Source organism: Mycolicibacterium neoaurum ATCC 25795 (genome assembly GCF_000691525.1).
In the GTDB taxonomy this organism is placed as follows: domain Bacteria; phylum Actinomycetota; class Actinomycetes; order Mycobacteriales; family Mycobacteriaceae; genus Mycobacterium; species Mycobacterium neoaurum.
The window spans coordinates 1-22,324 of sequence record NZ_JMDW01000017.1; the positions used below are offsets into that span (position 1 = coordinate 1).

Here is a 22,324-nt window from a genome sequence, read left to right on the forward strand (position 1 = left end):
AACCGGGAAACCGTCACCGATGTCCTGATACACCAACTGTCACCTATGTCCTGATACAGAACTGTCACCGATGTCCTGAGAGATCACATTTCACTTGTCGTGGTCGCGAGTATTATAGAACACATGTTCGAACGATCGGGGTTGCCGGAGCTGAGCGATGAGGACCTCATCGCCGAGGTCACCGATGCCACCCGCGCCGAGGCGGCCGCGGCGGCCCGCCGGCTTGCGTTGATCGCCGAGGTCACCGCCCGACACTGCGAGGACGAAGACGAATCGTCGGCGTTGAAGTTGATCGACGGATGGGCATTGGCCAAAGCCGAAATCAGCGCCGCCTGCACCCTCGGTCCCCGCGCCGCCAGCGCCCAGATGCGCATCGGAATGGCCCTGCGCGATCGGCTGCCGAAGACCGCGCAGGTGTTCGCCCGCGGGTTGGTGTCGGCGAAGGTGATCAATGCGATCACCTGGCGGACCCAACTGGTCTGCGATGAGGAGGCGTTGGGATTGATCGATGCCGGGATCGCCGGCACCGCCCACGAGTACGGCACGCTCTCGGAGACCGCGCTGATCCGGGCGGTCGACTTCTGGGTGCATAAGTTTGATCCGGTCGCGGCCATCCGGTCCAAGGCCGCGGCCAAAGACCGCTATATCGACTTCGGCGACACCGATGACCCCGACGGGGTGGTGTCGTTCTGGGGACGGATGCGCACCACCGACGCGGCAATCAGCGACACCCGCCTCAACGACCTCGCCCACAGTGTCTGCGATGGTGATCCGCGCACCGTGGCCGAACGCCGCGCAGACGCCCTGGCCGCCGTCCTGGCCGGCGCCGAAACCTTGACGTGCCTGTGCGGTAACCCCGACTGCACCGGATCGAGCAAGGATCCCCGGGCCGGTGCAGTCACCATCTACGTGCTCACCGGACAGGAACCCGATACCGGGCACGGGGTGGAGCCCGCGTCGGGGCCCGGACCGGATGGCAGCGGTAGGCAGGACCCGAGGACCGATAAGAACGAGGAACAGCCGGTGGTCGAGCCGCCGGCCGAGCAGCCCGCCGCGAAAGAAGACGGTGGCGCCGATCCACGCCCCGCCGCACCGGCCGCCAGAACCCGACTGGGTGCCGGCATCACGCTCGACGGCAAGATCATCCCCGCCCACCTGCTGGCCGAGCTCATCAACACCGGCGCGACAGTCCGGCCCCTGAGCAGCGCCACAGACCTGGGCTCCGAACCCCGCTACCGCCCCTCGGCAAAGCTGGCCGCCTACGTCCGGATGACCGCGATGACCTGCTGCTTCCCCGGCTGCGGGAAACCCGCCCAACGCTGCGACCTGGACCATGTTGTCGCGTGGCCGGCCGGGGCGACCCACCCGGGCAACCTGCGCCCGCTCTGCCGCGAACACCACCTGCTCAAAACCATGAAAGTTGGGTGGACCCCGACAGCCCGCCCCGACGGCACCACCACATGGACCTCACCATCCGGGCACCGATATGCGACGATGCCGCTCGGTCCGGTCCTGTTCGGGCACAACATAACTGAGGTTGACATCCCTAGAGCGCGACACATCACCCTCATCGATCACCCCGACCGCGAACCCGACATCCCACGACGCCAACGCACCCGACAACACGACCGCGACTACCGCATCAACGCCGAACGAACCCGCAACGCAGGAGAACTCGCCCTCGAAAACGCCCGCGGACAACCGGACTTCTAGGCGCGGGCGGCCCGCCGCAGCAACAAGACACTGACCACCAGCACCCATGCCGGGAAGGCGATCGTCAGCCACATGCTGAGGTCACTGGCGATCAGAAGTCCCACTGCGGCAACGTAGGTCGCGATCACCAACCAGCCCGGCATGAGCCCGGTCTTACGCCAGATGGTGGCCAGCGAGATCATGAACACCGCCGCCATCCGCAGCGCATACGTCTTGGCCACCGTCAGCAACACCATCTGCCCGAACGCCGCAACGCCAGGATCGATGGCCGCGCCGCTGCGTTCCAGCCCGGCACCGACCCCTGCGGCCAAGAACATCATCGCCAAGAACAACAGGCCGCTGCCGAGGAATACCGTCGAGAAGAACCTGTCCTCGTAACCGCCCAGTCCATCACGGACCACTGCCATGAACCAGAGGAACGCTATCCCCGCGAACGGCATGATCTTCGCGGCGACGCCCAGATTCATACTGCCCTCGACCAACCACTGCGCACCCGGCTCGGCACCCTCGGGTAACGCCAATCGGATCAGCAGCAATGCCGTCCCGAACAACACAGCGAACACCACCCCGGCGGCCGCGGCAACCCGCGGAGTGGTCAGCCTGTTCGTCACACGGACATGGTCACATGATCAGGGCTGACCGGGCAGCAATCTGATCATCAAACCGTTGCTCTCGGCCAGCAGCTTCCCGTCACCGTCGAGCAGCTCGGCATTCACGAACGCCTTGCGTCCCTCGGATTCACGCACCCAACCACGCGCCGTCAGTGTCTGGTCGATCGGTGTCACGGCCCGATAGTCGACATGCAGAAAAGCGGTCCGGCTGACGGGGCGACCCGCCGCGTGGATCACCATGCCGAACACCGAGTCGAACAGCAGCGGCAGCACCCCACCGTGCACGGCGCCGTTACCGCCAACGTGATACCGGCTGAACTGCACCGTCAGCTCGACGCCGTCGGCATCGAACTTGGTGATCTGCCATGGCGGCATCAACAGACTGCCCGCCCCGGGCAGGGACGGCACCCGGCTCGCGGGTCCGACCCCCTCGGCCGCCCGATACGGCGCCAGCAGTGCCACCAGTTGTTCGGCCAGATCGGCTGCGCCATCCCAGGTCTCACTATCGGGATCGGCCGATACCGCAAGGTCCTGCGCATGACGCATCGCCGCCAGGAAGCGGGCGAAGCCCGGGCCCGGATCCGCGAGCTCGAAGACCGGAAACCCGCCGTGCCGGTCGTACTCGGGGTCGGCTCGGCGCGGATCCAGCCCGAAGTCGGTCACGCCAGGATGTCCCGGCGCACGATGGTCTGATCTCGACCCGGACCGACACCGATGCATGAGACCTGCGCTCCCGCAAGTTCTTCGAGCCGCAGCACGTAGTCGCGGGCGTTCTTCGGGAGATCGTCGAACTCCCGCGCACCGGAGATGTCCTCCCACCAACCGGGCAGCTCTTCATAGATCGGCTCGGCCTTGTGGATATCGGCTTGGGTCATCGGCATCTCGTCGGTGCGCTTACCGTCGACGGTGTAGCCGACGCACACGGGCACCGTCTCCAGGCTGGAGAGCACGTCGAGCTTGGTCAGGAAGTAGTCGGTGATGCCGTTGACGCGGGTGGCGTACCGGGCGATCACGGCGTCGAACCAGCCGCAGCGCCGGGCGCGGCCGGTCGTCACGCCCACCTCGCCGCCGGTCTTGGCCAGGTAGGCCCCGTGCTCGTCGAACAGCTCGGTCGGGAACGGTCCCGAACCCACCCGGGTGGTGTAGGCCTTCAGGATGCCCAGCACCGTGGTGATGCGCGTCGGCCCGATGCCCGAGCCCACCGACGCACCACCGGCGGTCGGGTTGGACGAGGTGACGAACGGATACGTGCCGTGGTCGACGTCGAGCAGGGTGCCCTGCGAGCCCTCCAACAGCACCGTCTGGCCATCCTCCAGCGCCTGGTTCAGCAGCAACCGGGCATCCGAGATGCGGTGCTTGAAGCCCTCGGCCTGGGTCAGCAGGTTCTCCAGAACCTCGGCCGGCTCCAGCGCCTTCCGGTTGTAGATCTTGACCAGCACCTGGTTCTTGAAGTCCAGCGCCGCCTCGATCTTCTGCTCGAGCAGCGCCGCATCGAGCACATCGGCTGTCCTGATGCCCAGGCGCGCGACCTTGTCCTGATAACAGGGCCCGATACCGCGACCGGTGGTGCCGATCTTCTTGCTGCCCATATACCGCTCGGTCACCTTGTCGATGGCGACGTGATACGGCATGAGCAGGTGCGCGTCGGCGGAGATCAGCAGCCGGGACGTGTCGACCCCGCGCTCCTCCAGACCCGAGAGCTCGGTCAGCAGCACACCCGGGTCCACCACGACACCGTTGCCGATGACGTTGGTGACACCCGGGGTGAGGATTCCCGAGGGGATGAGGTGCAGCGCGAAGTTCTCACCGGTCGGCAACACCACGGTGTGACCCGCGTTGTTACCCCCCTGGTAGCGAACTACCCATTGCACACGTCCACCGAGCAGGTCGGTGGCTTTACCTTTGCCCTCATCGCCCCACTGGGCGCCGATGAGCACGATTGCCGGCATGGCATTTCTCCCGCTTAAAGTGATGCAGCCGGTGACCCACCCTATCCGAGCGGAGCCGTAGGAGTTGCGTTGGCCACAAATGACGTGGGCGTTTTGTTGTTCGGCGGTCGTCGGACACCTCGTTCGCTACGCGGACTACCAGGGATTTCACCCGAGGAGGTGACCGATTTCCGGCGCGTCATCGTCGTCGGCGCCGACGCCGACCTGGCCTCGGTGCTCAAGCGTCTGCTGCGGGCGGACCGCCTCGATATCGAGGTCGCGCACGTGCGCAGACCGTGGCGAGCGGGCCGGGCGTTGTCCGGTCGGGCCACCCGGGTACCGCTGATCAGGGACGAGACAGGGTCGGTGATCGTGGGTGCCGCCGTCTGGGTCGGCGCGGATTCGGCATTGATCGGTGAGGCGGTGGTCGACGACACGGTGCTGTTCGACGGCGAGGTCGCCGGGGTGCGGGTGGAACCGATTGCCGACCAACCCGGGCTGCGCGCCACCGTGTTGTCGCGACGCATGCGACCGGGCCGCTGGGTGACCGGACGCGCCGCGCAGCTGGGAACGCCGGGTGCGTTGGTGGTCCGCGACGGCGAGCCGAGCACCCGCGCGGTGAAGCGGTCGACGTTCTACCGGCACACACAGGGCTGGCTGGCCGTCCGGTGACAAACCCGTGCACTAGGTAGCGTCGGGACGTGAACATCAGACCACTGCGTCAGTCGGTGCGCCCCAGCCCGATCTTCCTGGCGATCGTCGCGCTGACCGTGGCGGGCGGGTTGGGCGCGTGGTTGTGCGCCGATCGGGTGCAGACGCTCTCCTACGTCTCGGTCTTCGTGCTGGTGATCGCCGGTTGGCTGGTATCGCTGTGTCTGCACGAGTTCGGCCACGCCTACACCGCATGGCGGTTCGGTGACCACAACGTCGAGGTGCGTGGCTACCTGACGCTCAACCCGCTCAAGTACGCCAATCCCCTTCTGTCGCTGGGTCTTCCGATGCTGTTCATCGCCATCGGCGGGATCGGGCTGCCGGGGGGCGCGGTCTATCTGCACACCTCGTGGATGACGGCGCGACAGCGCACGCAGGTCAGCCTGGCCGGTCCGCTGGCGAACCTGGTCCTGGCCATCCTGCTGCTCGGCGCCACGCGCCTGTTCTACGACCCGGCCCACGCGGTGTTCTGGGGCGGTCTGGCCTTCCTGGGCTTCCTCCAGGTCACCGCCGTGCTGCTGAATCTGCTGCCGATCCCCGGCCTGGACGGTTACAACGCCCTGGAACCCCATCTAAGCACCGACACCCAGCGCGCCCTGGACCCGGTCAAACAATGGGGTTTTGTCATCCTGCTGATCGTGCTGCTGGTGCCGCAGCTCAACCAGCTCTTCTTCGGCGCGGTGTTCTGGTTCGTCGAACTGTCCGGCGTCCCCGGCCCCCTGGTCTCCCTCGGCGGAGGCCTCACCCGATTCTGGTCGGCCTGGCTCTAGGGCGCCCTTGCAACATATGCATACTTCCGCATATATTCGGCGGCATGGGTGCCGGACATGACCACAGCCACGGTGGAAGCGATACGCGGGTAGGCCGCATGATGATCGGCGCGGCCATCCTGGCCACGTTCTTCGTCGTCGAACTGGTCACCGCGCTGAGCATCAACTCGATCGCCCTGCTCGCCGACGCCGGCCATATGCTCACCGATCTGGTCGCCATGTTCATGGGACTGACCGCGGTGCTGATGGCCCGCCGCGGATCGACCTCGGCGGCACGCACCTACGGCTGGCACCGCGCCGAGGTGTTCACCGCCGTGGCCAACGCAGCACTGTTGTTCGGCGTCGCCGCGTTCATCCTCTACGAGGCCTTCGAACGACTCGGCGATGCGCCCGACGTGCCTGGTGTGCCGATGATCGTGGTCGCGCTGCTGGGTCTGCTGGCCAATATCGCGGTGGTGCTGCTGCTGCGCTCGGACGCCGAGCACAGCCTCGCCGTCAAGGGCGCCTACATGGAGGTCGTCGCCGATACGGTCGGCAGCATCGGCGTGCTCATCGCGGGCATCGTCACCGTCACGACCTCCTGGCCCTACGCCGACGTCGTGGTCGCCGTCCTGGTCGCGCTGTGGGTGCTCCCCCGCGCCGTCGCATTGGCCAGGGCCGCGCTGCGAATACTCAGCGAATCGTCACCGGCGCATATCGACGTCGAGGAACTGCGCACCGATCTGGAGTCGGTCGACGGCGTCACCGGCGTGCATGATCTGCACGTCTGGACGCTCGTTCCGGGCAAGGACATGGCCACCGCGCACCTGACCAGCAGCGCGGACTCCGCGCGGGTACTGGTCGATGCCCGGGCGGTCCTGGCCGCCCACGGCCTGGAGCACGCCACGGTCCAGGTGGAGGCCACCGGCGATGACGACTGCGGGGCGCACGGCTGTTGAGGACGGGCTGTCAGGCCAGGCCCAAGGCCGCACGCGCCTCCGGGTCGCAGTCGTCGAGCAGGTCCAGGCACCGCGCGTACTCCGGGGTCTCCCCGATCGTCTGCGCCGCCTTCGCCAGCGATGCCACACAACGTAGGAAGCCGCGGTTGGGTTCGTGCGCATAGGGCACCGGACCGAAACCCTTCCACCCGTTGCGGCGCAGCTGATCGAGCCCGCGGTGATAACCGGTCCGCGCATAGGCGTACGCGGTGACGGGCTGCTCGTCGGCGAGCGCAGCTTCGGCCAGCGCGGCCCAGGCCACCGACGCACTTGGGTGCGCCGCCGCCACGATGGCGGGCTCCTCGCCCGCGGCCAGTTCCTCTTCGGCCTCTGTATCACCCGGCAGCAACACCGGATCCGGCCCCAGCAGGTCACCCATACGCGTCATGGGCCTATTGTGCCGTGCGGGGATATGCCGCCAGTGACTAGGCTTGCGGAGAGCGTTCGCGAGGGAGGACCGCAGCAGGGATGTCGAACCCAACAGAACCCGGGGACCCGAACACCGAGCCCACCTCGGACGCATCGGAGGCCGAGGACTCCTCGGAGCGCCGGTACACCGCGCCGTCGGGATTCGACGGCTCCACCCAGATCATCCAATCGGTACCCGAGCCACCGACCGAGATCTTCGCTGCTGGCGAGCCGACGGAGATGATCGACACCTCCAAAATGGCTGCCCCCCAGGTGATTCCGCCGCGCGATGACGCACCCAAGGCGCCGGCCCGACGGCGCAGCTGGGGCTGGGTGATCGCGGTTGTGCTGGTGATCGCCGCTGTAGCCGCCGTCGCGATCCTCGGCACCGTGCTGCTCACCAGGGGCAGCGACGGCGCCGCCTCCCAGGAGGACCAGGTTCGCTCGACGATCCAGAACTTCGATGTCGCCATCCAGAAGGGCGACCTGGCGGCGCTGCGGGGACTGACCTGCGGCGCCACCCGCGACAGTTATGTCCGCTACGACGACAAGGCCTGGACCGACACGCACCGCCGGGTCGCGGCGGCCAAGCAGTACCCCGTGGTGGCCAGCATCGACGAGGTGGTCGTGGTCAACGATCACGCCGAGGCCAACGTGACCACCTTCATGGCCAATGCACCGCAGACCCGGTCCACCCGCAGCTTCGATCTGCAGTTCCGCGACGACCAATGGAAGATCTGCCAGAACGGCTGAGTGGGAGAAAAAAATCGGCGCGTCCCCGAGGTGGGAACGCGCCGATTGTTGTTTCGGGCCCTTATCCGGCGGAGACCGACCGGCCTGCGCTGTGCAGGTCGTTGCACGCCTCGATGACGCGCTCGGTCATCCCGGCCTCTGCCTTCTTCAGGTAGCTGCGCGGGTCGTAGACCTTCTTGTTGCCGACCTCGCCGTCGATCTTGAGCACACCGTCATAGTTGGTGAACATGTGCGCGGCGACAGGCCGGGTGAAGGCGTACTGGGTGTCGGTGTCGACGTTCATCTTCACCACGCCGTAGCGCAGCGAGTCCTCGATCTCGGACTTCAGCGAGCCCGACCCGCCGTGGAAGACGAAATCGAACGGCTGGGCGTTGTCGGCCAGGCCGAGCTTGGCCGCGGCGACCTGCTGGCCCTGCGCCAGGATCTCCGGCTTGAGCTTCACGTTGCCCGGCTTGTACACACCGTGCACGTTGCCGAAGGTGGCGGCCAGCAGGTACTTGCCGTTCTCGCCGGCGCCGAGGGCGTCGATGGTCTTCTCGAAATCCTCGGGAGAGGTGTACAGCTTCTCGTTGATCTCGGCCTCGACGCCGTCCTCTTCACCGCCGACGACACCGATCTCGATCTCGAGGATGATCTTGGCCTCGGTCGACAGCTTCAGCAGTTCCTGCGCGATCTGCAGATTCTCGTCGATGGGCACCGCCGAGCCGTCCCACATGTGCGACTGGAACAACGGGTTCTGACCGTTCTTGACGCGCTCGGCGGAGATCGCCAGCAGCGGGCGGACGAAGCCGTCCAGCTTGTCCTTGGGGCAGTGATCGGTGTGCAGCGCGACGGTGATGTCGTACTTGGCCGCGACGACATGCGCGAACTCGGCCAGGGCGGTGGCCCCGGTGACCATGTCCTTGACCCCGAGGCCGGAACCGAATTCCGCACCGCCGGTCGAGAACTGGATGATGCCGTCGCTGCCCGCGTCGGCGAATCCCTTGATCGCGGCATTGATGGTCTCCGAGGAGGTGCAGTTGATCGCCGGGAAGGCGAACGAGTGCTCCTTGGCACGGCCGAGCATCTCGGCGTAGACCTCGGGCGTGGCGATGGGCATGGACTTCCTCCTGGGTCGCGTGCGCTGTCCCTGGCAGTATCTCAAGAAGCCCTCGGCCGTGGCAGGGCGGATGCCGGGTACACCGGTTACTCTCGGGTAGAAATGCGCGCGAAGCCGGTTCCGACCCCGTTCGTCCTTCTGGCCACAGCGATGGCGGGCATCCTTTCCGGTTGCGCCCAGCCTGCCCCGCCGGAGACCACCCCCACGGCGACATCGGTCGCGCAACCACCGCCGGTCCAGCTCGACGCGGTGCCCGCGGGCACCGCGCAGGTCGTCGTCAACGGCGCGACCGGTCCCACCGGTCCGGTGCAGTGCGATGACGATGCCGGCCCGCTCACCATCAGCATCGGGGATTCATCGCTGGGGGTCACCGTCATCATCGACGAGCCCGGCGACGAGGACGGTGTGGCCGCCGTGCGGTCGGTGACCATCGGCGACGTCGGCGGCGTCGCCCTGGCCTATTCCTCCGACGTCCCGCTCCCCGCAGCGACCGGACGAGAGCCCACGGTGCTGCGCAACGACGCCACCTGGATCGTCACCGGGTCGGGCAGCGGCACCGATTCCGCAGATCCGGCGCGCATCGTCGATTCCAGCTACCGCATCGCCGTCGCCTGTCCCTAAGGTCGAGCCGGTATCTTCGAACCCCATGACCACCAACCTGGCGCTCATGCCGGATTTCATGGACCCGATCAACCTGCTGAGCTACTTCGGCACCTGGGCCTTGATCGGGCTGCTGGTGGTCGTCTTCGTCGAATCCGGGGTGCTGTTCCCGATCCTGCCCGGTGACTCGCTGCTGTTCGTCGCCGGCATGCTGGCCGCCGGTATCCAGACCGCCTCGGCCGAGGGCAACGTCGCCGACGTCAACTTCCAGCTGTGGCAGCTGCTGGTCTTCATCCCGGTCGCGGCGATCCTCGGCGCACAGGTCGGCTACTGGATCGGCCGCAACGTCGGTACGGCGATGTTCAAGCCGAACGCACGATTCCTCAAGCAGAAGTATCTCGACGAGGCGCATGTGTTCTTCGAGCAGCGCGGGCCCTTCGCGATCGTGATCGCCCGGTTCGTGCCGATCGTGCGCACCCTGGCGCCCATCACCGCCGGCGCGGCCAAGATGAACTACGCGGTGTTCACGCTGTACAACGCCGTCGGCGCCATCGTCTGGGGCTGCGGTCTTACGCTGTTGGGCTTCTGGCTGGGCCGGTTCGAGATCATCCAGAAGCTGCTGGAGCCGATCGTCATCGGCATCGTCATCCTCTCGGTGCTGCCCATCGCCATCGAGTGGTACAAGCGGCGCAAGGCCGTCAAGGATGCCGGCGAGGGACCGCTGGCCGAGCAGGGTTAGAGCCCGCTGCGCAAAGCATCGAAGAGTGCCGTCAATCGCGCGCGGTGGTCCTCGACCACCGGATCCGGTGCGTCCGCGGCGATGACACGGCGCGCGGTCCCGGTCAGCACCGTCGTGTAGCCGGCGATGAACAGGGCCGCGAACAGCGTCGGGTCCCCGTCGAATTCCGCGTCCACCTCCAGATCGGCGGCCAGGGTCTGCTCCAGTTCCGCGGCGATCTCCCTGGCGCGCGCGATCAGCGCGGGTGAGGCGGCCACCGTCCGATAGAACGGGATCGATCCCGCTTTCACCCCGGACAGCGCGTGGCGCTCGTCGACCAATCGGAAGGACGCGTCGCGCAGCGAGGTCAGCGCATCGACGCCGGCACCCCGGTCGCGCACCGCCGCGCGCAGGATCGCGACCGCATCCTCCACGCGGTCGAAGAGCAGGTCCTCCTTGCGGGGAAAGTGCTTGAACACCGTCACGCTGGACACACCGGCCTGACGCGCCACATCGGCGACGGTGACGGTGTCGAACCCGCGCTCAAGAAACAACATCGTGGCGACGTCGGAGATCTTGCGACGGGTCAATGGCCCCCCGCGCTCCGAAGTTCTCGGCATGACCATCCCATCTGTTGACTCACTAAGTTTAGTGACTTAACTTAGTGCGTATGTCCGTTGCTTCCCGCATTCTGCCTCCCCGGTCACTGGCCCAGGCGTGGATGGCCCTGACGGGGCTCAGCGCGGTGTTCCTCTTCGAGATGCTCGACAACTCGGTGCTGACCATCGCCCTGCCCACCATCGGCCGCGATCTGCACGCCTCGACCACCGCCCTGCAGTGGGTCGTCGGCGCCTACGCCGTCGTGTTCGGCGGGCTGATGCTGATCTTCGGCGCGCTCGCCGACCGGTTCGGCCGCCGGCGGCTGATGATCATCGGCCTCACCCTGCTCGCCGCGGCCAGCCTGGCCACCGCCTTCGTCACCACCGCCGAACAACTCATCACCGTCCGGGTGCTCACCGGCGTCGCCGCGGCGATGACCACGCCCGGTTCGATGGCGCTGGCGTTCCGGCTCTTCGACGAGGACACCCTGCGACTGCGCGCCATCACCCTCATCTCCACCGTCGGCCTGGTCGGGCTCGCCATCGGACCGACCGTCGGCGGCCTGGTCATCCAGATCGCGCCGTGGCAGCTACTCCTGCTGGTGAACGTCCCGATTGCCGCGCTGGCGATCATCGGGGTGGGTCGCGGCGTGGCGGCAGACCGCGCGGCCGATCTGCACCGCGACCCGCTGGATCTGCCCGGTGCGGCGTTGGGGACCACGACGGTCCTGCTGACGTTGCTGACGCCCACGCTCTTCGTCGACCGCGGCGTCGGATCATGGCTGCCGTGGGCGGCCGCCGCGGCGGCCGTCACCACCCTCGCACTGTTCGTCGTGCGCGAGCGGCGCACGCGCTTCCCGCTGATATCCCTGGAACTCGTTGCGCGCCCGCTGGTTTCGAGCGGGCTGGCCTTCAAGGCGGCCGCCGGGCTGGCGGTTGCGGGGCTCGGCTACCTCGTGACGCTGCAGTTGCAGCTCGACTGGGGGTGGCCGCCGGCGCTGGCCGCGCTCGGCATGCTGCCTCAGGTCCTCGTGTTGATCGCAGGCAGTGCCTTCGTCGATCCGTTCGTCCGCCGCGTCGGACCGGAGCGTGCCGCCTGGCTCAGTGCCTGCACCGTGGTGATCGGCCTGGCCGTGTTCGGGTTGCTCGGCCGGTTCGGTTATCCGTGGGTTGCCCTGTCGCTGGTACTGGTGGCCGCGGGCATGCGGGTGGTCGGCGTGGTCGCCGCGCTCAACGTGCTGCGTGGGCTGCCGGAGGACCGGACCTCGCTCGGCACGGCGCTGACCGATACCGCCGCACAGGTGACCTCGGCGATCGGGATCGTCGTCACCGGCACCATTCTGGCGGCGCTGTTCACCGGCTCGCTGGCCACCGGGAACTGGACCGCGACGCAGACCGGCCAGTTCCGGCAGGCCGTCACGGTGGCCGGGCTGGTGCTCACCGCCCTGGCAGCGGCGCTGGTCGTCTTCGGTTCGGTGCGCGGGCGCAGCCGTTAACCCTCCAGCGCGCGGATCAGGCTCGCGGCGTCGTACGGCCCGGTGTGCCGGACACCATTGACGAAGAACGTCGGCGTCCCGCCCAGGTCCATCAGTTCGGCATCCTCGATGTCATCGGTCACCCGGTGCATCACCCTGGCCGACTGCACATCCTCGTCGAACTTCGCGATATCGCAGCCGACCCCGTCGGCGTAGCGGTAGATGTGTTGCCATTCCAGGTGGTCCTGCATCTCGAACATGCGGGCACCCATCTCGAAGAACCGCCCCTGCAACGCGGCGGCCTCACTGGCGCGGGCGGCATCCACCGAATGCGGGTGCACCCGTTCCAGCGGCAGATGCCGCCACACGTAGCGCAGCCGATCTCCGAAATGCGCGCGCACCTCGTCGATCGAACCGGTCGCCCGGCTGCAGAACGGGCATTCGAAATCGGCGTACTCGACCAGAGTGAGCGGTGCGTGCGGATTTCCGGCGATATGGTCGCGCTCGATGTCGACGGGGCGCAACAGGGTGGCACCGACGGCCACCGGGGGGCTGAGCCGGTCGGTGACGGCGAACAGCAGCCAGCCGAGAGCGAAGGCCACCACCGAGGCCACCAGCACACCGACACGGGCCAAATCCTGGCTGACCGGATCGCTGATCGCGATGTCGACGATGAACAGCGAGATGGTGAACCCGATCCCGGACAGCGCCGCGCCGCCGGCCACCCGGCGCAGGGTCAGCCCCGGTGCCAGCTGACCCAGGCCGCTGGCCCGCACGATGGCCGTCGCCGCGGTGATGCCGACGAATTTGCCGACCACCAGGCCGGCGATGATGCCCCATGTCAGCGGCGAGCGGACGGCCAACTCGATGGTCTGCATGTTGAACTGGACGCCGGCGTTGGCCAGCGCGAACACCGGCAGGATCAGGTAGGACACGTACGGCGTGAACGCGGTCTGCAGGCGCTCGTTGATGGAGATCGAGTCGCGCAGCCGTCGCGCCGCCTCCCGCGCGTACTCGGAGTTCGGGGACTGTCGGAAGACGCCGATCATCTCGACGGCCTCCTCCACCCGATCGCGTTCGGGGTTGAAGACCGGGATCAACAAGGCGACCGCGACACCGGCCAGCGTCGGGTGCACACCGCCCTGCAACAGGGCGAGCCACAAGCCCAGACCCAGCACGAAGTAGGCGGGGCCGCGGGCGGCGGGCAGCAGCCGCACCATGGCCAGCAGCGCGATCAGCACCACCGACAACAGCAACGGCCAGATCCGGATCTGATCGGAGTAGAACAGCGCGATCGCCAGCAGCGCACCGACATCGTCTACGACGGCCAGGGTCAGCAGGAACGTCCGCAGCCGGGACGGATGCTTGGGCCCGATGATGGCCAGCGCGCCGACCAGGAAGGCGGTGTCGGTCGAGATCACCACACCCCAGGCCCGCGCCTCGTCGCCGCTGGGATTGAACAACAGGAACACCAGTGCCGGCACGATCAGGCCGGCCAGCGCGGCCAACACCGGTACCGCGGCGCGGGACCGGTCGGTCAGCTCACCGATGACGAACTGGCTCTTGACCTCCAAACCGACCAGGAAGAAGAAGAACGTCATCAACGCGTCGTTGACGAGGTGCTTGACGCTCATCTCGGCATGCGCGCTGCCGAAGGTCAATCCCACGTGGGTGTCCCAGAATTCCGTATAGCTGTGCGCCCAGGGCGAATTCGACCACAGGATGGCCAACAGCGTGAACAGCAGCAGCAGACCGGCAGCAGTGTTCTCGCCGCTGCGCGCGGCGGTCGGAATGCGCCGGATCACGCGGTACCGGCATCCAGGGTGTGGGCGACCTCCATCAGCATCCAGCCCGACAACTGCACCGACAGATCGCGTTCGGGCGTCTCGGAGGCGTTGACCGCGCCGTCCACCGATTGTGCGGTCTTGGTCGCTGCCTGCGGCACCTCGGCATTGCGGTCCCAGAACGGGCCGAACAGCGGCATCCCGTCGACGGTCTGGCGGTAGTCCCACGCCGACTGCGCCGAGGTCAGGACGATCGTGCGCGCGGTGGCGCGGGCCTGTTCGTCGGCGGGGGTGCTGCCGGGCAGATCGGTGGCCACCAGGGCGAGATAGCGGGCGGTGATGGCGTTGAACAATCCCCCGTCACCACCGCCGGCACCGCGGATGACGCCGTCGGTGGTCATGTGCTGCTCGACGGCGGCGACCAACCGGTGCACCCGTTCGGCGTGCTCGGGGTCGCCGGTGCGGTTGGCCAGTTCGACCTCGAGGCCGAGCACGACCCCCTGGCAGTAGGTGTACTGGGCGCGCACCAGCGACCCGGCCTTGATGCCGTCGAAGACCAGCTTGGTCTCGGGGTCGATCAGGGTGTCCTCGATCCAGTCGGCCATCTGCTGCGCACGGCGCAGCCGGTCCTCGGACCGGGCCAGGAAGATGCCTGCCGGACCGTTGGCCGGGGCGTTGAAGAACTGATCCTGTTTGCGCCAGGGAATTCCGCCGCCGTCCTCGGGAACCCAGGCGTTGAGGAACTGCTCGGTGAAGGTGCGCAACGCCTTGGGGCGGCCGACACCCACCAGTCTCCCGGAGCGCTCCAGGGCCAGGGCCAGCCAGGCCATATCGTCGTAGTAGCTGTTCGTCCAGCGCAGGTTGTTTCGAAGATGGTGACCGCGGATCTGACGCTTGATCCGTGTCAGCCGTTGCGGCTGGGGATCGCGCAGCTGGGCATCGACCAGGCAGTCGAGCAGGTGCGCCTGCCACCAGTAATGCCAGGTGCCGAAGAGGGCCTGGTTGCGCGCCGCAGGCCATGCGGTGACCCCGAGCTGGGTTCCGGGCAGACCCCACAGCCGTCGCAGGTGCCGCGCGGTGACGGCGGCCTCCGAGCTCGCGGCGCGATTTGCCCATACGTCGACCATGGGCACGATTTTGCCCTACCAGGCCGCTGTTATGTCGGCATGTGTGCGGACCCAGGCGTGCATCGCGATACCGGCCGCCACGCCGGCATTGATACTGCGGGTCGAGCCGAACTGCGCGATGGACACCGTGAACGCCGCGCCGGCCGAGGCCTCCGGGGTAATCCCCGGGCCCTCCTGACCGAACACCAGCAGGCAGTCGCGCGGCAGGACCGCGGTCTCCAGTGGACGCGATCCGGGCACGTTGTCGACGGCGACGACGGTCAGCCCGGCATCGGCGGCGAAGGCGAGCAGGCCGGGGGTGTCCTCGTGATGGCGCAGCCGCTGATAACGGTCGGTGACCATGGCGCCGCGCCGGTTCCATCGGCGCCGCCCGACGATGTGCACGGTGTCCACGGCGAAGGCATTGGCGGTGCGCACCACGGTGCCGATATTGGCATCGCTGCCGAAGTTCTCGATCGCGATGTGCAGCGGGTGCCTGCGCCGGTCGATATCGGCGATGATTGCCTCACGGGTCCAATAGCGGTATGCGTCAACGACATTGCGGGTGTCACCGGCGCGCAGCAGCTCCGGGTCGTACCGCGCCGCGTCCGCTCCGGTGGGCAGCGGGCCCTGCCACGGGCCGACACCGGGGCCCGCACCCCACTCGGTGGGTCCGGGCGACTCAGTCATCGGCGGTGATCCACAACGCGGCGTGGGTACCGACCACCGAGACGGTCGGGTACAGCAGCGCGGCGTTGATCTCACCCTGGGTGCACAGCGAGGCCCGGATCGCGACGGCATCACGGGTCTCGTCGGGCAACACCAGCAGCGAGGACCCGTAGGCCGAGCAGGCATGCGAAAGTCCCTTGCCCGGCAGTGTCGGACCGGTGAGCACCATCAGTGGCCCGCCGCGGTTCTGCGAATCCTCCCGATACCGCTGCGCCAGACCGTCGATCGACAGGCCGAGCAGCATGTAGCCGTTACCGGTGAACGCGTTGGGATCACCGATCGCCTCGGGCCGCAGCTGCGACCCGTCGGCGGCGAACCCGTCGACGCTGGTGGAGGTGATGACCAGTCCGGTGTCTGTGTCGGGTGTGGGTGCCAGGCCCAGCGGGAAGGCGGCCGGGTAGGCGACGGTGGTCTTCGGCATCCGGTCCTTGGGCGAATAGACGTAGATGCCGCGCACCTGACTCTGGTCGCGCAGCGGGCCGAGACAGACGGTGCCGCTGAGCCTGGCGGGATCGGCGGCGGTGACGGGTTGCAGGTTCAGGTCGGTGACCGAGTCGCAGCTGCCGACGGCGGTGGCCTCCAGCGGATGTGACAGCGCTCCGTAGAGACCGAAGCGCAGGCTGTCCGCGGCGACATGCTCGGCGTTCTCGTCGGCGACGGCTGCGTCGACGTCGACGAGCACCTGGTTGCCCTCGAAGCGCAGATTGGCCACCGAGATGTTCCAGCCGAGCAGGGACTGGGCCTCCCCGAGGGTGGCCTGCTCGGCACCGAACGGCCCCTGGTGATCATCGCCGCCGGCACACCCGGCCACCAGCATGATGGCCACCAGCAGCGCGATGGCGGTGCGCATCACGTGCGATCACGACCCTTGCCGACGCGTTTGGTCAGACCGCGCAACAGAGTTCGCGGGAGCAGCCGACTGCCGGTGGTCAGCAGCTTGTACTGCAGGCCCGGCACGATGACGACCTTGTCAGCGGCGACAGCGGTGAGGGTGTCGGCGACGACATCGTCGACCTCGAGCCAGAACCAGGTCGGCGTTCCGGCCATGTCGATACCGGCCCGCTCGTGGAATTCGGTGTGCACGAATCCTGGGCAGAGCGCGTGGACGCCGACCCCGGTACCGCCGAGACCATTGGCCAACCCCTCGGAGAACGCGATCACCCATGCCTTGGAGGCGGAGTAGGTCGATCCGCGACCCGGCATGAGGCCGGCGACGCTGGCGACGTTGATGACGGTGCCGGCACCGGCGGCCAGCATGGCGGGCAGCGCGGCGTGGGTGAGCGCCATGACGGCGGTGACGTTGACGTCCAGCTGGGATTGCAGCTGGACGTAGTCCGCGGTCCAGAACTCACCGGAGGTGCCGAACCCGGCGTTGTTGACCAGAACATGCACGCCGTCGCGCAGCCGCTCGCAGACCGCATCGCGGCCCGCCTGGTCGGCGAGGTCGGCGCAGATGATCTCGACGGAGACACCGTGGCGGTCGCCGAGTTCGGCGGCCAACGTGTTCAGTCGGACGGCGTCGCGGGCCACCAGGATCAGGTCATGGCCGTCCGCGGCATAGCGACGGGCGAATCCGGCACCGAGCCCCGAGGTCGGGCCGGTGATCAGGACCTGCATCTACCGCTGGAAGTGGGGCGCCTGGCGGGGCTGGTGCACCGGCGGCCGTTGCTGGGTGTAGCGGCTCACATCGCTGCGACCGGGCGGTTGATCGCCGCGGCCGGCAGGCAGCTCGGCGGGGCTTTGCAGCGCGGAGGGCCGGGATGCCAGCGGCCGGCTCGGTGAACCGCTGCGGCGGGCCAACGCGGGCTGGCCGGCCCGCGCGCCATTGGTGCCGGCCTGCTGCACGGGCGGGAGCACCCGCAGCAGGTCGTTGAACTGGCGCACGGTGCGCAGACCTTCGTCCCACTGGGCGCGGGTGCTGGTGACCGGCATGGCCACCAACGTCCAGTTCTGCTCGTTCCACATGATCTCGGCGCAGTCAGGTGCGGTGTGGGCGAAGGTCACCATCCGACGGTCGCAGGCGCGCCGGGCCGCATCCAGGTTGGTCGAGTACACCATCCGCGGGCCGATCGCACCGAGCAGCCAGATATCGCTTTCGCGGGGCTCCTTGATGTCCTTGAGCCGCAGGTCGACCACCACATTGGTGCCGACCTTGCGGTGCAGGGCGATCACGGTGGCCACATCGTCGATATCGAAGATGAACACCGCCTCGCCGCGGATCTGGCCGAGCACCACATTGCGGGCGTGCGCGCTCTCGCCGACGGTGGACATCACACCGCGCTTCCAGCGGTCGAGGATGTCGGCGGATTCGTGCTCGTAGTCGAAACCGTGCGACTTCGCCCACGACTTACGGCGTCGGCCGAGACCTCGCCGACGGCCGAAATCCACGTACAGCAGAACTGCCGCACCCACGAAGCAGAGTGCGGACAGCGTGAACCAGAGAGGAACCATCGCCTTCAGCGTACTTGCTGGACCCGGATTCGCCAGAACTCGAAGTGGTCACAATCTTCGACCGGAACGCCGAATGGCCACTCATCGCCCGGAATCTTTGCGAAACCGTGCGACAAGTGGCCACCCAGCCTCCAGGGTCAGCCCAGGACCAGACCATCACCCGCGGCGTTGACGTTGACGGGAACGACGTCGCCGTCGTGCACGTCGCCGGCCAGCAGCATCCTGGCCAGCTGGTCGCCGATGGCCTGCTGCACCAGCCTGCGCAGCGGGCGGGCGCCGTAGAGCGCATCGAAACCGCGCTCGGCCAGCCATTGCTTGGCGGGCAGTGAGACCTCCAGCACCAGTCGCCGCTGAGCCAGCCGCTTCTGCAGCTGGGCCAGCTGGATGTCGACGATGGAGACCAGCTCCGCCGGGTTCAGCGCGTCGAAGATGAGGACATCGTCGAGCCGGTTGATGAACTCGGGCTTGAAGGCCGAGCGCACCGCCGCCATCACCTGCTCCTCGCTACCCCCGGCGCCGAGGTTGGACGTCAGGATGAGGATGGTGTTGCGGAAGTCGACCGTGCGGCCCTGACCGTCGGTCAGCCGACCCTCGTCGAGCACCTGCAGCAGCACGTCGAACACGTCCGGGTGGGCCTTCTCGATCTCGTCGAACAGCACCACCGTGTACGGACGCCTGCGCACCGCCTCGGTGAGCTGACCGCCCTGGTCGTAGCCGATGTAGCCCGGAGGTGCACCGACCAGTCGGGCCACCGAGTGCTTCTCGCCGTACTCGCTCATATCGATACGGACCATGGCACGCTCATCGTCGAAGAGGAACTCCGCCAGCGCCTTGGCCAGCTCGGTCTTCCCGACGCCGGTCGGGCCCAGGAACATGAACGAGCCGGTCGGCCGGTTCGGGTCGGCCACCCCGGCGCGGCTGCGGCGCACCGCATCGCTGACGGCCTGCACCGCCGAGCGTTGTCCGATGACGCGCTTGCCCAGCTCCTCCTCCATGCGCAGGAGCTTGGCGGTCTCACCTTCGAGCATGCGCCCGGCGGGGATGCCGGTCCAGGCCTCCACCACCTCGGCGATGTCGTCGGGCCCGACCTCCTCCTTGAGCATCACGTTCTCGCGCGCCTCGGCGACGGGCAGTGCGGCGTCGAGCTTCTTCTCCACCTCGGGGATGCGGCCGTAGCGCAGCTCGGAGGCCTTGGCCAGATCACCGTCGCGCTCGGCCCGGTCGGCCTCACCACGCAGCGATTCGAGCTGCTCCTTGAGTTCGCGCACGACGTCGATGGCGCCCTTCTCGTTCTGCCACCTGGTGGTCAGCTCGGAGAGCTGTTCCTTCTTGTCGGCGAGCTCGGCCCGCAACTTCTCCAGCCGGTCCTTGGACGCGTCGTCCTCCTCCTTGGCCAGCGCCATCTCCTCGATCTCCAGGCGCCGGACCAACCGCTCGACCTCGTCGATCTCGACGGGTCGGGAATCGATCTCCATCCGCAGCCGGGATCCGGCCTCGTCGACCAGGTCGATCGCCTTGTCCGGCAGGAAGCGGCTGGTGATGTAGCGGTCGGAGAGGGTGGCGGCGGCGACCAACGCCGAGTCGGTGATGCGCACACCGTGGTGCACCTCGTAGCGGTCCTTCAGTCCGCGCAGGATGCCGACGGTGTCCTCCACCGACGGCTCCCCGACCAGCACTTGCTGGAAACGGCGCTCCAGGGCGGCGTCCTTCTCGATGTACTTGCGGTACTCGTCGAGCGTGGTCGCACCGACCAGCCGCAGTTCACCACGCGCCAGCATCGGCTTGATCATGTTGCCCGCGTCCATCGCGGATTCGCCGGTCGCACCGGCGCCGACGATGGTGTGCAACTCGTCGATGAACGTGATGACCTGTCCGGCGGAGTTCTTGATGTCATCAAGGACGGCCTTGAGCCGCTCCTCGAATTCACCGCGGTACTTGGCACCGGCCACCATGGACCCCAGGTCCAGCGAGACGACGGTCTTGTCCCGCAGGGACTCCGGCACATCGCCTGCGATGATGCGCTGGGCGAGGCCCTCGACGATGGCGGTCTTGCCGACGCCGGGCTCACCGATGAGTACCGGGTTGTTCTTGGTCCGGCGGCTCAGCACCTGCACGACACGACGAATCTCGTTGTCGCGCCCGATGACCGGATCGAGCTTGCCTTCGCGCGCCCGCGCGGTCAGGTCGGTGGAATACTTCTCCAGCGCCTGATAGGTGCCCTCGGGATCCGGGTTGGTCACCCGGGCGCTGCCGCGCACCTTCACGAAGGCGTCACGCAGTGCCTGCGGGGACGCGCCCGCACCGGTGAGCAGCTTGGCGGTATCGGAGTCGCCGCTGGCAAGTCCGTACAGCAGGTGCTCGGTGGAGACGTACTCGTCGTCCATCTCGGTGGCGAGGTGCTGAGCGGTGGTGATCGCCGCGATCGCATCCGGGCTCAGCTGGGGTTGCGAGGTGGAGCCCGAGACGCTGGGAAGCCGCCCGAGCAGGCGCTCGGCCTCGGCCCGGATGGTCGCGGGCTCCACTCCGACCGCCTCCAGCAGTGGTGCAGCGATGCCGTCGTTCTGGGTGAGCAACGCCATCAACAGATGGGCGGGAGTGATCTGCGGGTTGCCTGCGGTGGTCGCCGCCTGCAAGGCCGAGGTCAGTGCCGCCTGGGTCTTCGTGGTCGGATTGAACGAGTCCACGACACCTACCTTTCTAGGTTGTGCAGCTTGGTAAAAATGCTTGTCGTGTAGTCCAACGCGGTCAGGGTTGAGTCTGTTCCGCTCAAGTCTATCTTTTTTTGACGTCGGTGACACACAGTCTCCGCGCCCGGCCGGAGCCGCGTCTAGGGACTAACGTCGGAACATGTCCGAATCCCAGGATTTCGGGGACTTCGAGTTCGAGCGGAAGTTCTACGTCCACGAGTTGCCCGCCGTCGCTGCCCTCGATCCCCGGCCCGCCCTGATCGTGCAGGCCTATCTCTTCGCCGCCGACGGGTACGCGGTGCGCATCCGTCTGCAAGGTTCCGCACCGGAAGACCTCGACGCCACGCCGGCCGAGCTGATCGACGCGCTCGGCGACGACGCCATCGGCACCATGACCGCCAAAGGCCCCGCGGCCGGTGGCACCCGATACGAGGCCGAACGTGATCTGGACCCGATGGTCGCCGGGCAGATCGTGGCGCGCGCCGAGCATGTCATCGCCAAGGTCCGCTATTCGGCGTGGCTCGGCGAGGATGGCTGGGTCATCGACCGTTTCCTGGGCCGCAACGCCCCGCTACTGCTGGCCGAGGTCGAGCGGAATGCACCCGTGGTCGACCTGACCATCCCGGCCTTCTGCGCCACCGAGGTCTCCGAGGATGACCGGTTCCGCAACGAGTATCTGGCCCACAAGCCCTTCGGGGGTTGGGCCACCAGTTATCGCGACGAGCTCGCCCGGCTCGGCCCACGCTTCGTCGACTCCCTCGGGCACAACGATGTCGAAGGGTCCTCGCAGCGACCATGACTCGGCTGGCGCTGCTGATCTGCGTGGCCCTGAGCCTGGCCGGTTGCACCCGGGCCACGACCGGGACCGCCGCGGCGCCCACCGACGTGCGGCCGTGGTCCGCCGAAGCGCAGATCGCCGAACTCGTTCAGGAGTTCGAATCGGCCTGGAACACCAGTGATTTCGATGGTCTACGGCAGCTGATGTGCACCGAGCTGCTGGCTCAGGACGTGTTCTCCGACGCTGAACTGCAGGACGCCCGCGCCGACGGCACGCTGGACCTGACGATCCTGGAGCTGGAGATCGACGGCTCCTCGGCGCGGTCGGTCATCGAGAATCACGGTGTGGACGCCGACGAGATCGTTTTCGTCAGGGAGGGCGGCCAGTGGAAGTGGTGCGAATACTGACCGGCAGCTTGCTACCTTCT

23 protein-coding genes are annotated in these 22,324 nt (G+C 67.6%); 10 read left to right on the plus strand and 13 right to left on the minus strand.

Features of this window, described 5'->3' with window-relative positions; translation table 11 throughout:
• The first annotated feature begins 123 nt into the window (after positions 1 to 123).
• Positions 124 to 1,713, plus strand: coding sequence for an HNH endonuclease signature motif containing protein (locus IC40_RS0122480; RefSeq protein WP_042509576.1), 1,590 nt, complete (start codon positions 124 to 126; stop codon positions 1,711 to 1,713).
• Here IC40_RS0122480 and IC40_RS0122485 read toward each other — a convergent pair.
• From IC40_RS0122485 to IC40_RS0122495, 3 genes are read right to left on the minus strand one after another with little or no spacing between them, the layout of a single operon-like run.
• Positions 1,710 to 2,324, minus strand: a complete 615-nt coding sequence (locus IC40_RS0122485) for a hypothetical protein (RefSeq protein ID WP_234411536.1) — start codon at positions 2,322 to 2,324, stop codon at positions 1,710 to 1,712. The two genes, IC40_RS0122480 and IC40_RS0122485, sit on opposite strands and share 4 nt — an antisense overlap.
• Positions 2,325 to 2,342: 18 nt before the next feature.
• Complete coding sequence (locus tag IC40_RS0122490) at positions 2,343 to 3,044, minus strand: PaaI family thioesterase (RefSeq protein ID WP_234411537.1); 702 nt, start codon at positions 3,042 to 3,044, stop codon at positions 2,343 to 2,345.
• Positions 2,984 to 4,273, minus strand: coding sequence for an adenylosuccinate synthase (locus tag IC40_RS0122495; protein ID WP_030136925.1), 1,290 nt, complete (start codon positions 4,271 to 4,273; stop codon positions 2,984 to 2,986). Before IC40_RS0122495 ends, IC40_RS0122490 begins: the two co-directional genes overlap by 61 nt.
• Before the next feature lie 69 nt (positions 4,274 to 4,342).
• Between IC40_RS0122495 and IC40_RS0122500 the strand changes: the two genes are divergently transcribed.
• From IC40_RS0122500 to IC40_RS0122510, 3 genes are read left to right on the plus strand one after another with little or no spacing between them, the layout of a single operon-like run.
• On the plus strand, positions 4,343 to 4,924 hold the full coding sequence (locus tag IC40_RS0122500; RefSeq protein ID WP_030136926.1) for a hypothetical protein: 582 nt from the start codon (positions 4,343 to 4,345) through the stop codon (positions 4,922 to 4,924).
• Between the two features lie 29 nt (positions 4,925 to 4,953).
• Positions 4,954 to 5,733 (plus strand): site-2 protease family protein, encoded by a 780-nt coding sequence (locus tag IC40_RS0122505; protein WP_030136927.1) that lies wholly within the window; start codon positions 4,954 to 4,956, stop codon positions 5,731 to 5,733.
• 44 nt (positions 5,734 to 5,777) lie between these two features.
• Positions 5,778 to 6,671: a cation diffusion facilitator family transporter gene (locus tag IC40_RS0122510; protein WP_030136928.1), complete on the plus strand. Its 894-nt coding sequence runs from the start codon at positions 5,778 to 5,780 to the stop codon at positions 6,669 to 6,671.
• Positions 6,672 to 6,681: 10 nt separating this feature from the next.
• On the opposite strand, the gene IC40_RS0122515 is transcribed toward IC40_RS0122510, so the two are convergent.
• On the minus strand, positions 6,682 to 7,098 hold the full coding sequence (locus IC40_RS0122515) for a DUF3151 domain-containing protein (protein ID WP_030136929.1): 417 nt from the start codon (positions 7,096 to 7,098) through the stop codon (positions 6,682 to 6,684).
• Positions 7,099 to 7,178: 80 nt separating this feature from the next.
• Here IC40_RS0122515 and IC40_RS0122520 point away from each other — a divergent pair, with 80 nt between their 5' ends.
• Complete coding sequence (locus tag IC40_RS0122520; protein ID WP_030136930.1) at positions 7,179 to 7,871, plus strand: Rv0361 family membrane protein; 693 nt, start codon at positions 7,179 to 7,181, stop codon at positions 7,869 to 7,871.
• 61 nt (positions 7,872 to 7,932) lie between these two features.
• Here IC40_RS0122520 and fbaA read toward each other — a convergent pair whose 3' ends face one another.
• Complete coding sequence (gene fbaA / locus IC40_RS0122525; protein ID WP_030136931.1) at positions 7,933 to 8,970, minus strand: class II fructose-bisphosphate aldolase; 1,038 nt, start codon at positions 8,968 to 8,970, stop codon at positions 7,933 to 7,935.
• Positions 8,971 to 9,072: 102 nt separating this feature from the next.
• Here fbaA and IC40_RS0122530 point away from each other — a divergent pair, with 102 nt between their 5' ends.
• Positions 9,073 to 9,591 (plus strand): lipoprotein LpqH, encoded by a 519-nt coding sequence (locus IC40_RS0122530; protein ID WP_030136932.1) that lies wholly within the window; start codon positions 9,073 to 9,075, stop codon positions 9,589 to 9,591.
• Positions 9,592 to 9,616: 25 nt separating this feature from the next.
• Positions 9,617 to 10,309 carry a DedA family protein gene (locus IC40_RS0122535; RefSeq protein ID WP_030136933.1) on the plus strand — a complete coding sequence of 231 codons (693 nt, stop codon included), beginning with the start codon at positions 9,617 to 9,619 and terminating at the stop codon, positions 10,307 to 10,309.
• On the opposite strand, the gene IC40_RS0122540 is transcribed toward IC40_RS0122535, so the two are convergent.
• Positions 10,306 to 10,908, minus strand: coding sequence for a TetR/AcrR family transcriptional regulator (locus tag IC40_RS0122540; protein ID WP_030136934.1), 603 nt, complete (start codon positions 10,906 to 10,908; stop codon positions 10,306 to 10,308). The two genes, IC40_RS0122535 and IC40_RS0122540, sit on opposite strands and share 4 nt — an antisense overlap.
• Positions 10,909 to 10,958: 50 nt before the next feature.
• On the opposite strand from IC40_RS0122540, the gene IC40_RS0122545 reads away from it, so the two are divergent.
• Positions 10,959 to 12,383, plus strand: a complete 1,425-nt coding sequence (locus IC40_RS0122545) for an MFS transporter (protein WP_030136935.1) — start codon at positions 10,959 to 10,961, stop codon at positions 12,381 to 12,383.
• Here IC40_RS0122545 and nhaA read toward each other — a convergent pair.
• From nhaA to clpB, 7 genes are all read right to left on the minus strand, one after another.
• Positions 12,380 to 14,167: a Na+/H+ antiporter NhaA gene (gene nhaA, locus IC40_RS0122550; RefSeq protein WP_030136936.1), complete on the minus strand. Its 1,788-nt coding sequence runs from the start codon at positions 14,165 to 14,167 to the stop codon at positions 12,380 to 12,382. The two genes, IC40_RS0122545 and nhaA, sit on opposite strands and share 4 nt — an antisense overlap.
• Positions 14,164 to 15,273, minus strand: a complete 1,110-nt coding sequence (locus IC40_RS0122555; RefSeq protein WP_030136937.1) for a glycoside hydrolase family 76 protein — start codon at positions 15,271 to 15,273, stop codon at positions 14,164 to 14,166. Before IC40_RS0122555 ends, nhaA begins: the two co-directional genes overlap by 4 nt.
• Positions 15,274 to 15,288: 15 nt before the next feature.
• Positions 15,289 to 15,942, minus strand: a complete 654-nt coding sequence (locus IC40_RS0122560) for a TrmH family RNA methyltransferase (protein WP_030136938.1) — start codon at positions 15,940 to 15,942, stop codon at positions 15,289 to 15,291.
• Complete coding sequence (locus IC40_RS0122565) at positions 15,935 to 16,831, minus strand: hypothetical protein (RefSeq protein WP_030136939.1); 897 nt, start codon at positions 16,829 to 16,831, stop codon at positions 15,935 to 15,937. Before IC40_RS0122565 ends, IC40_RS0122560 begins: the two co-directional genes overlap by 8 nt.
• Entirely contained in the window at positions 16,831 to 17,598 is a 768-nt protein-coding gene (locus IC40_RS0122570) for an SDR family NAD(P)-dependent oxidoreductase (RefSeq protein WP_030136940.1), read from the minus strand. The genes IC40_RS0122565 and IC40_RS0122570 overlap by 1 nt, the downstream gene beginning before the upstream one ends.
• Positions 17,599 to 18,432, minus strand: a complete 834-nt coding sequence (ttfA, locus tag IC40_RS0122575; protein ID WP_030136941.1) for a trehalose monomycolate transport factor TtfA — start codon at positions 18,430 to 18,432, stop codon at positions 17,599 to 17,601.
• Between the two features lie 137 nt (positions 18,433 to 18,569).
• Positions 18,570 to 21,116 carry an ATP-dependent chaperone ClpB gene (clpB, locus tag IC40_RS0122580; RefSeq protein WP_030136942.1) on the minus strand — a complete coding sequence of 849 codons (2,547 nt, stop codon included), beginning with the start codon at positions 21,114 to 21,116 and terminating at the stop codon, positions 18,570 to 18,572.
• Between the two features lie 163 nt (positions 21,117 to 21,279).
• Here clpB and IC40_RS0122585 point away from each other — a divergent pair, with 163 nt between their 5' ends.
• Positions 21,280 to 21,918, plus strand: a complete 639-nt coding sequence (locus IC40_RS0122585; protein WP_030136943.1) for a CYTH domain-containing protein — start codon at positions 21,280 to 21,282, stop codon at positions 21,916 to 21,918.
• Positions 21,915 to 22,304 carry an Rv0361 family membrane protein gene (locus IC40_RS0122590; RefSeq protein WP_030136944.1) on the plus strand — a complete coding sequence of 130 codons (390 nt, stop codon included), beginning with the start codon at positions 21,915 to 21,917 and terminating at the stop codon, positions 22,302 to 22,304. The genes IC40_RS0122585 and IC40_RS0122590 overlap by 4 nt, the downstream gene beginning before the upstream one ends.
• Positions 22,305 to 22,324 lie beyond the last annotated feature (20 nt).

Coding starts and splice junctions, on each gene's coding strand:
- ttfA (WP_030136941.1), bottom strand. CDS start 18,432: ATGGTTCCTCTCTGGTTCACGCTGTCCGCACTCTGCTTCGTGGGTGCG.
- fbaA (WP_030136931.1), bottom strand. CDS start 8,970: ATGCCCATCGCCACGCCCGAGGTCTACGCCGAGATGCTCGGCCGTGCC.
- IC40_RS0122510 (WP_030136928.1), top strand. CDS start 5,778: ATGGGTGCCGGACATGACCACAGCCACGGTGGAAGCGATACGCGGGTA.
- IC40_RS0122490 (WP_234411537.1), bottom strand. CDS start 3,044: ATGCATCGGTGTCGGTCCGGGTCGAGATCAGACCATCGTGCGCCGGGA.
- IC40_RS0122585 (WP_030136943.1), top strand. CDS start 21,280: ATGTCCGAATCCCAGGATTTCGGGGACTTCGAGTTCGAGCGGAAGTTC.
- IC40_RS0122530 (WP_030136932.1), top strand. CDS start 9,073: ATGCGCGCGAAGCCGGTTCCGACCCCGTTCGTCCTTCTGGCCACAGCG.
- IC40_RS0122520 (WP_030136930.1), top strand. CDS start 7,179: ATGTCGAACCCAACAGAACCCGGGGACCCGAACACCGAGCCCACCTCG.
- IC40_RS0122535 (WP_030136933.1), top strand. CDS start 9,617: ATGACCACCAACCTGGCGCTCATGCCGGATTTCATGGACCCGATCAAC.
- IC40_RS0122545 (WP_030136935.1), top strand. CDS start 10,959: ATGTCCGTTGCTTCCCGCATTCTGCCTCCCCGGTCACTGGCCCAGGCG.
- IC40_RS0122495 (WP_030136925.1), bottom strand. CDS start 4,273: ATGCCGGCAATCGTGCTCATCGGCGCCCAGTGGGGCGATGAGGGCAAA.
- IC40_RS0122565 (WP_030136939.1), bottom strand. CDS start 16,831: ATGCGCACCGCCATCGCGCTGCTGGTGGCCATCATGCTGGTGGCCGGG.
- IC40_RS0122590 (WP_030136944.1), top strand. CDS start 21,915: ATGACTCGGCTGGCGCTGCTGATCTGCGTGGCCCTGAGCCTGGCCGGT.
- IC40_RS0122515 (WP_030136929.1), bottom strand. CDS start 7,098: ATGACGCGTATGGGTGACCTGCTGGGGCCGGATCCGGTGTTGCTGCCG.
- IC40_RS0122540 (WP_030136934.1), bottom strand. CDS start 10,908: ATGCCGAGAACTTCGGAGCGCGGGGGGCCATTGACCCGTCGCAAGATC.
- IC40_RS0122560 (WP_030136938.1), bottom strand. CDS start 15,942: ATGACTGAGTCGCCCGGACCCACCGAGTGGGGTGCGGGCCCCGGTGTC.
- IC40_RS0122555 (WP_030136937.1), bottom strand. CDS start 15,273: ATGGTCGACGTATGGGCAAATCGCGCCGCGAGCTCGGAGGCCGCCGTC.
- IC40_RS0122480 (WP_042509576.1), top strand. CDS start 124: ATGTTCGAACGATCGGGGTTGCCGGAGCTGAGCGATGAGGACCTCATC.
- IC40_RS0122570 (WP_030136940.1), bottom strand. CDS start 17,598: ATGCAGGTCCTGATCACCGGCCCGACCTCGGGGCTCGGTGCCGGATTC.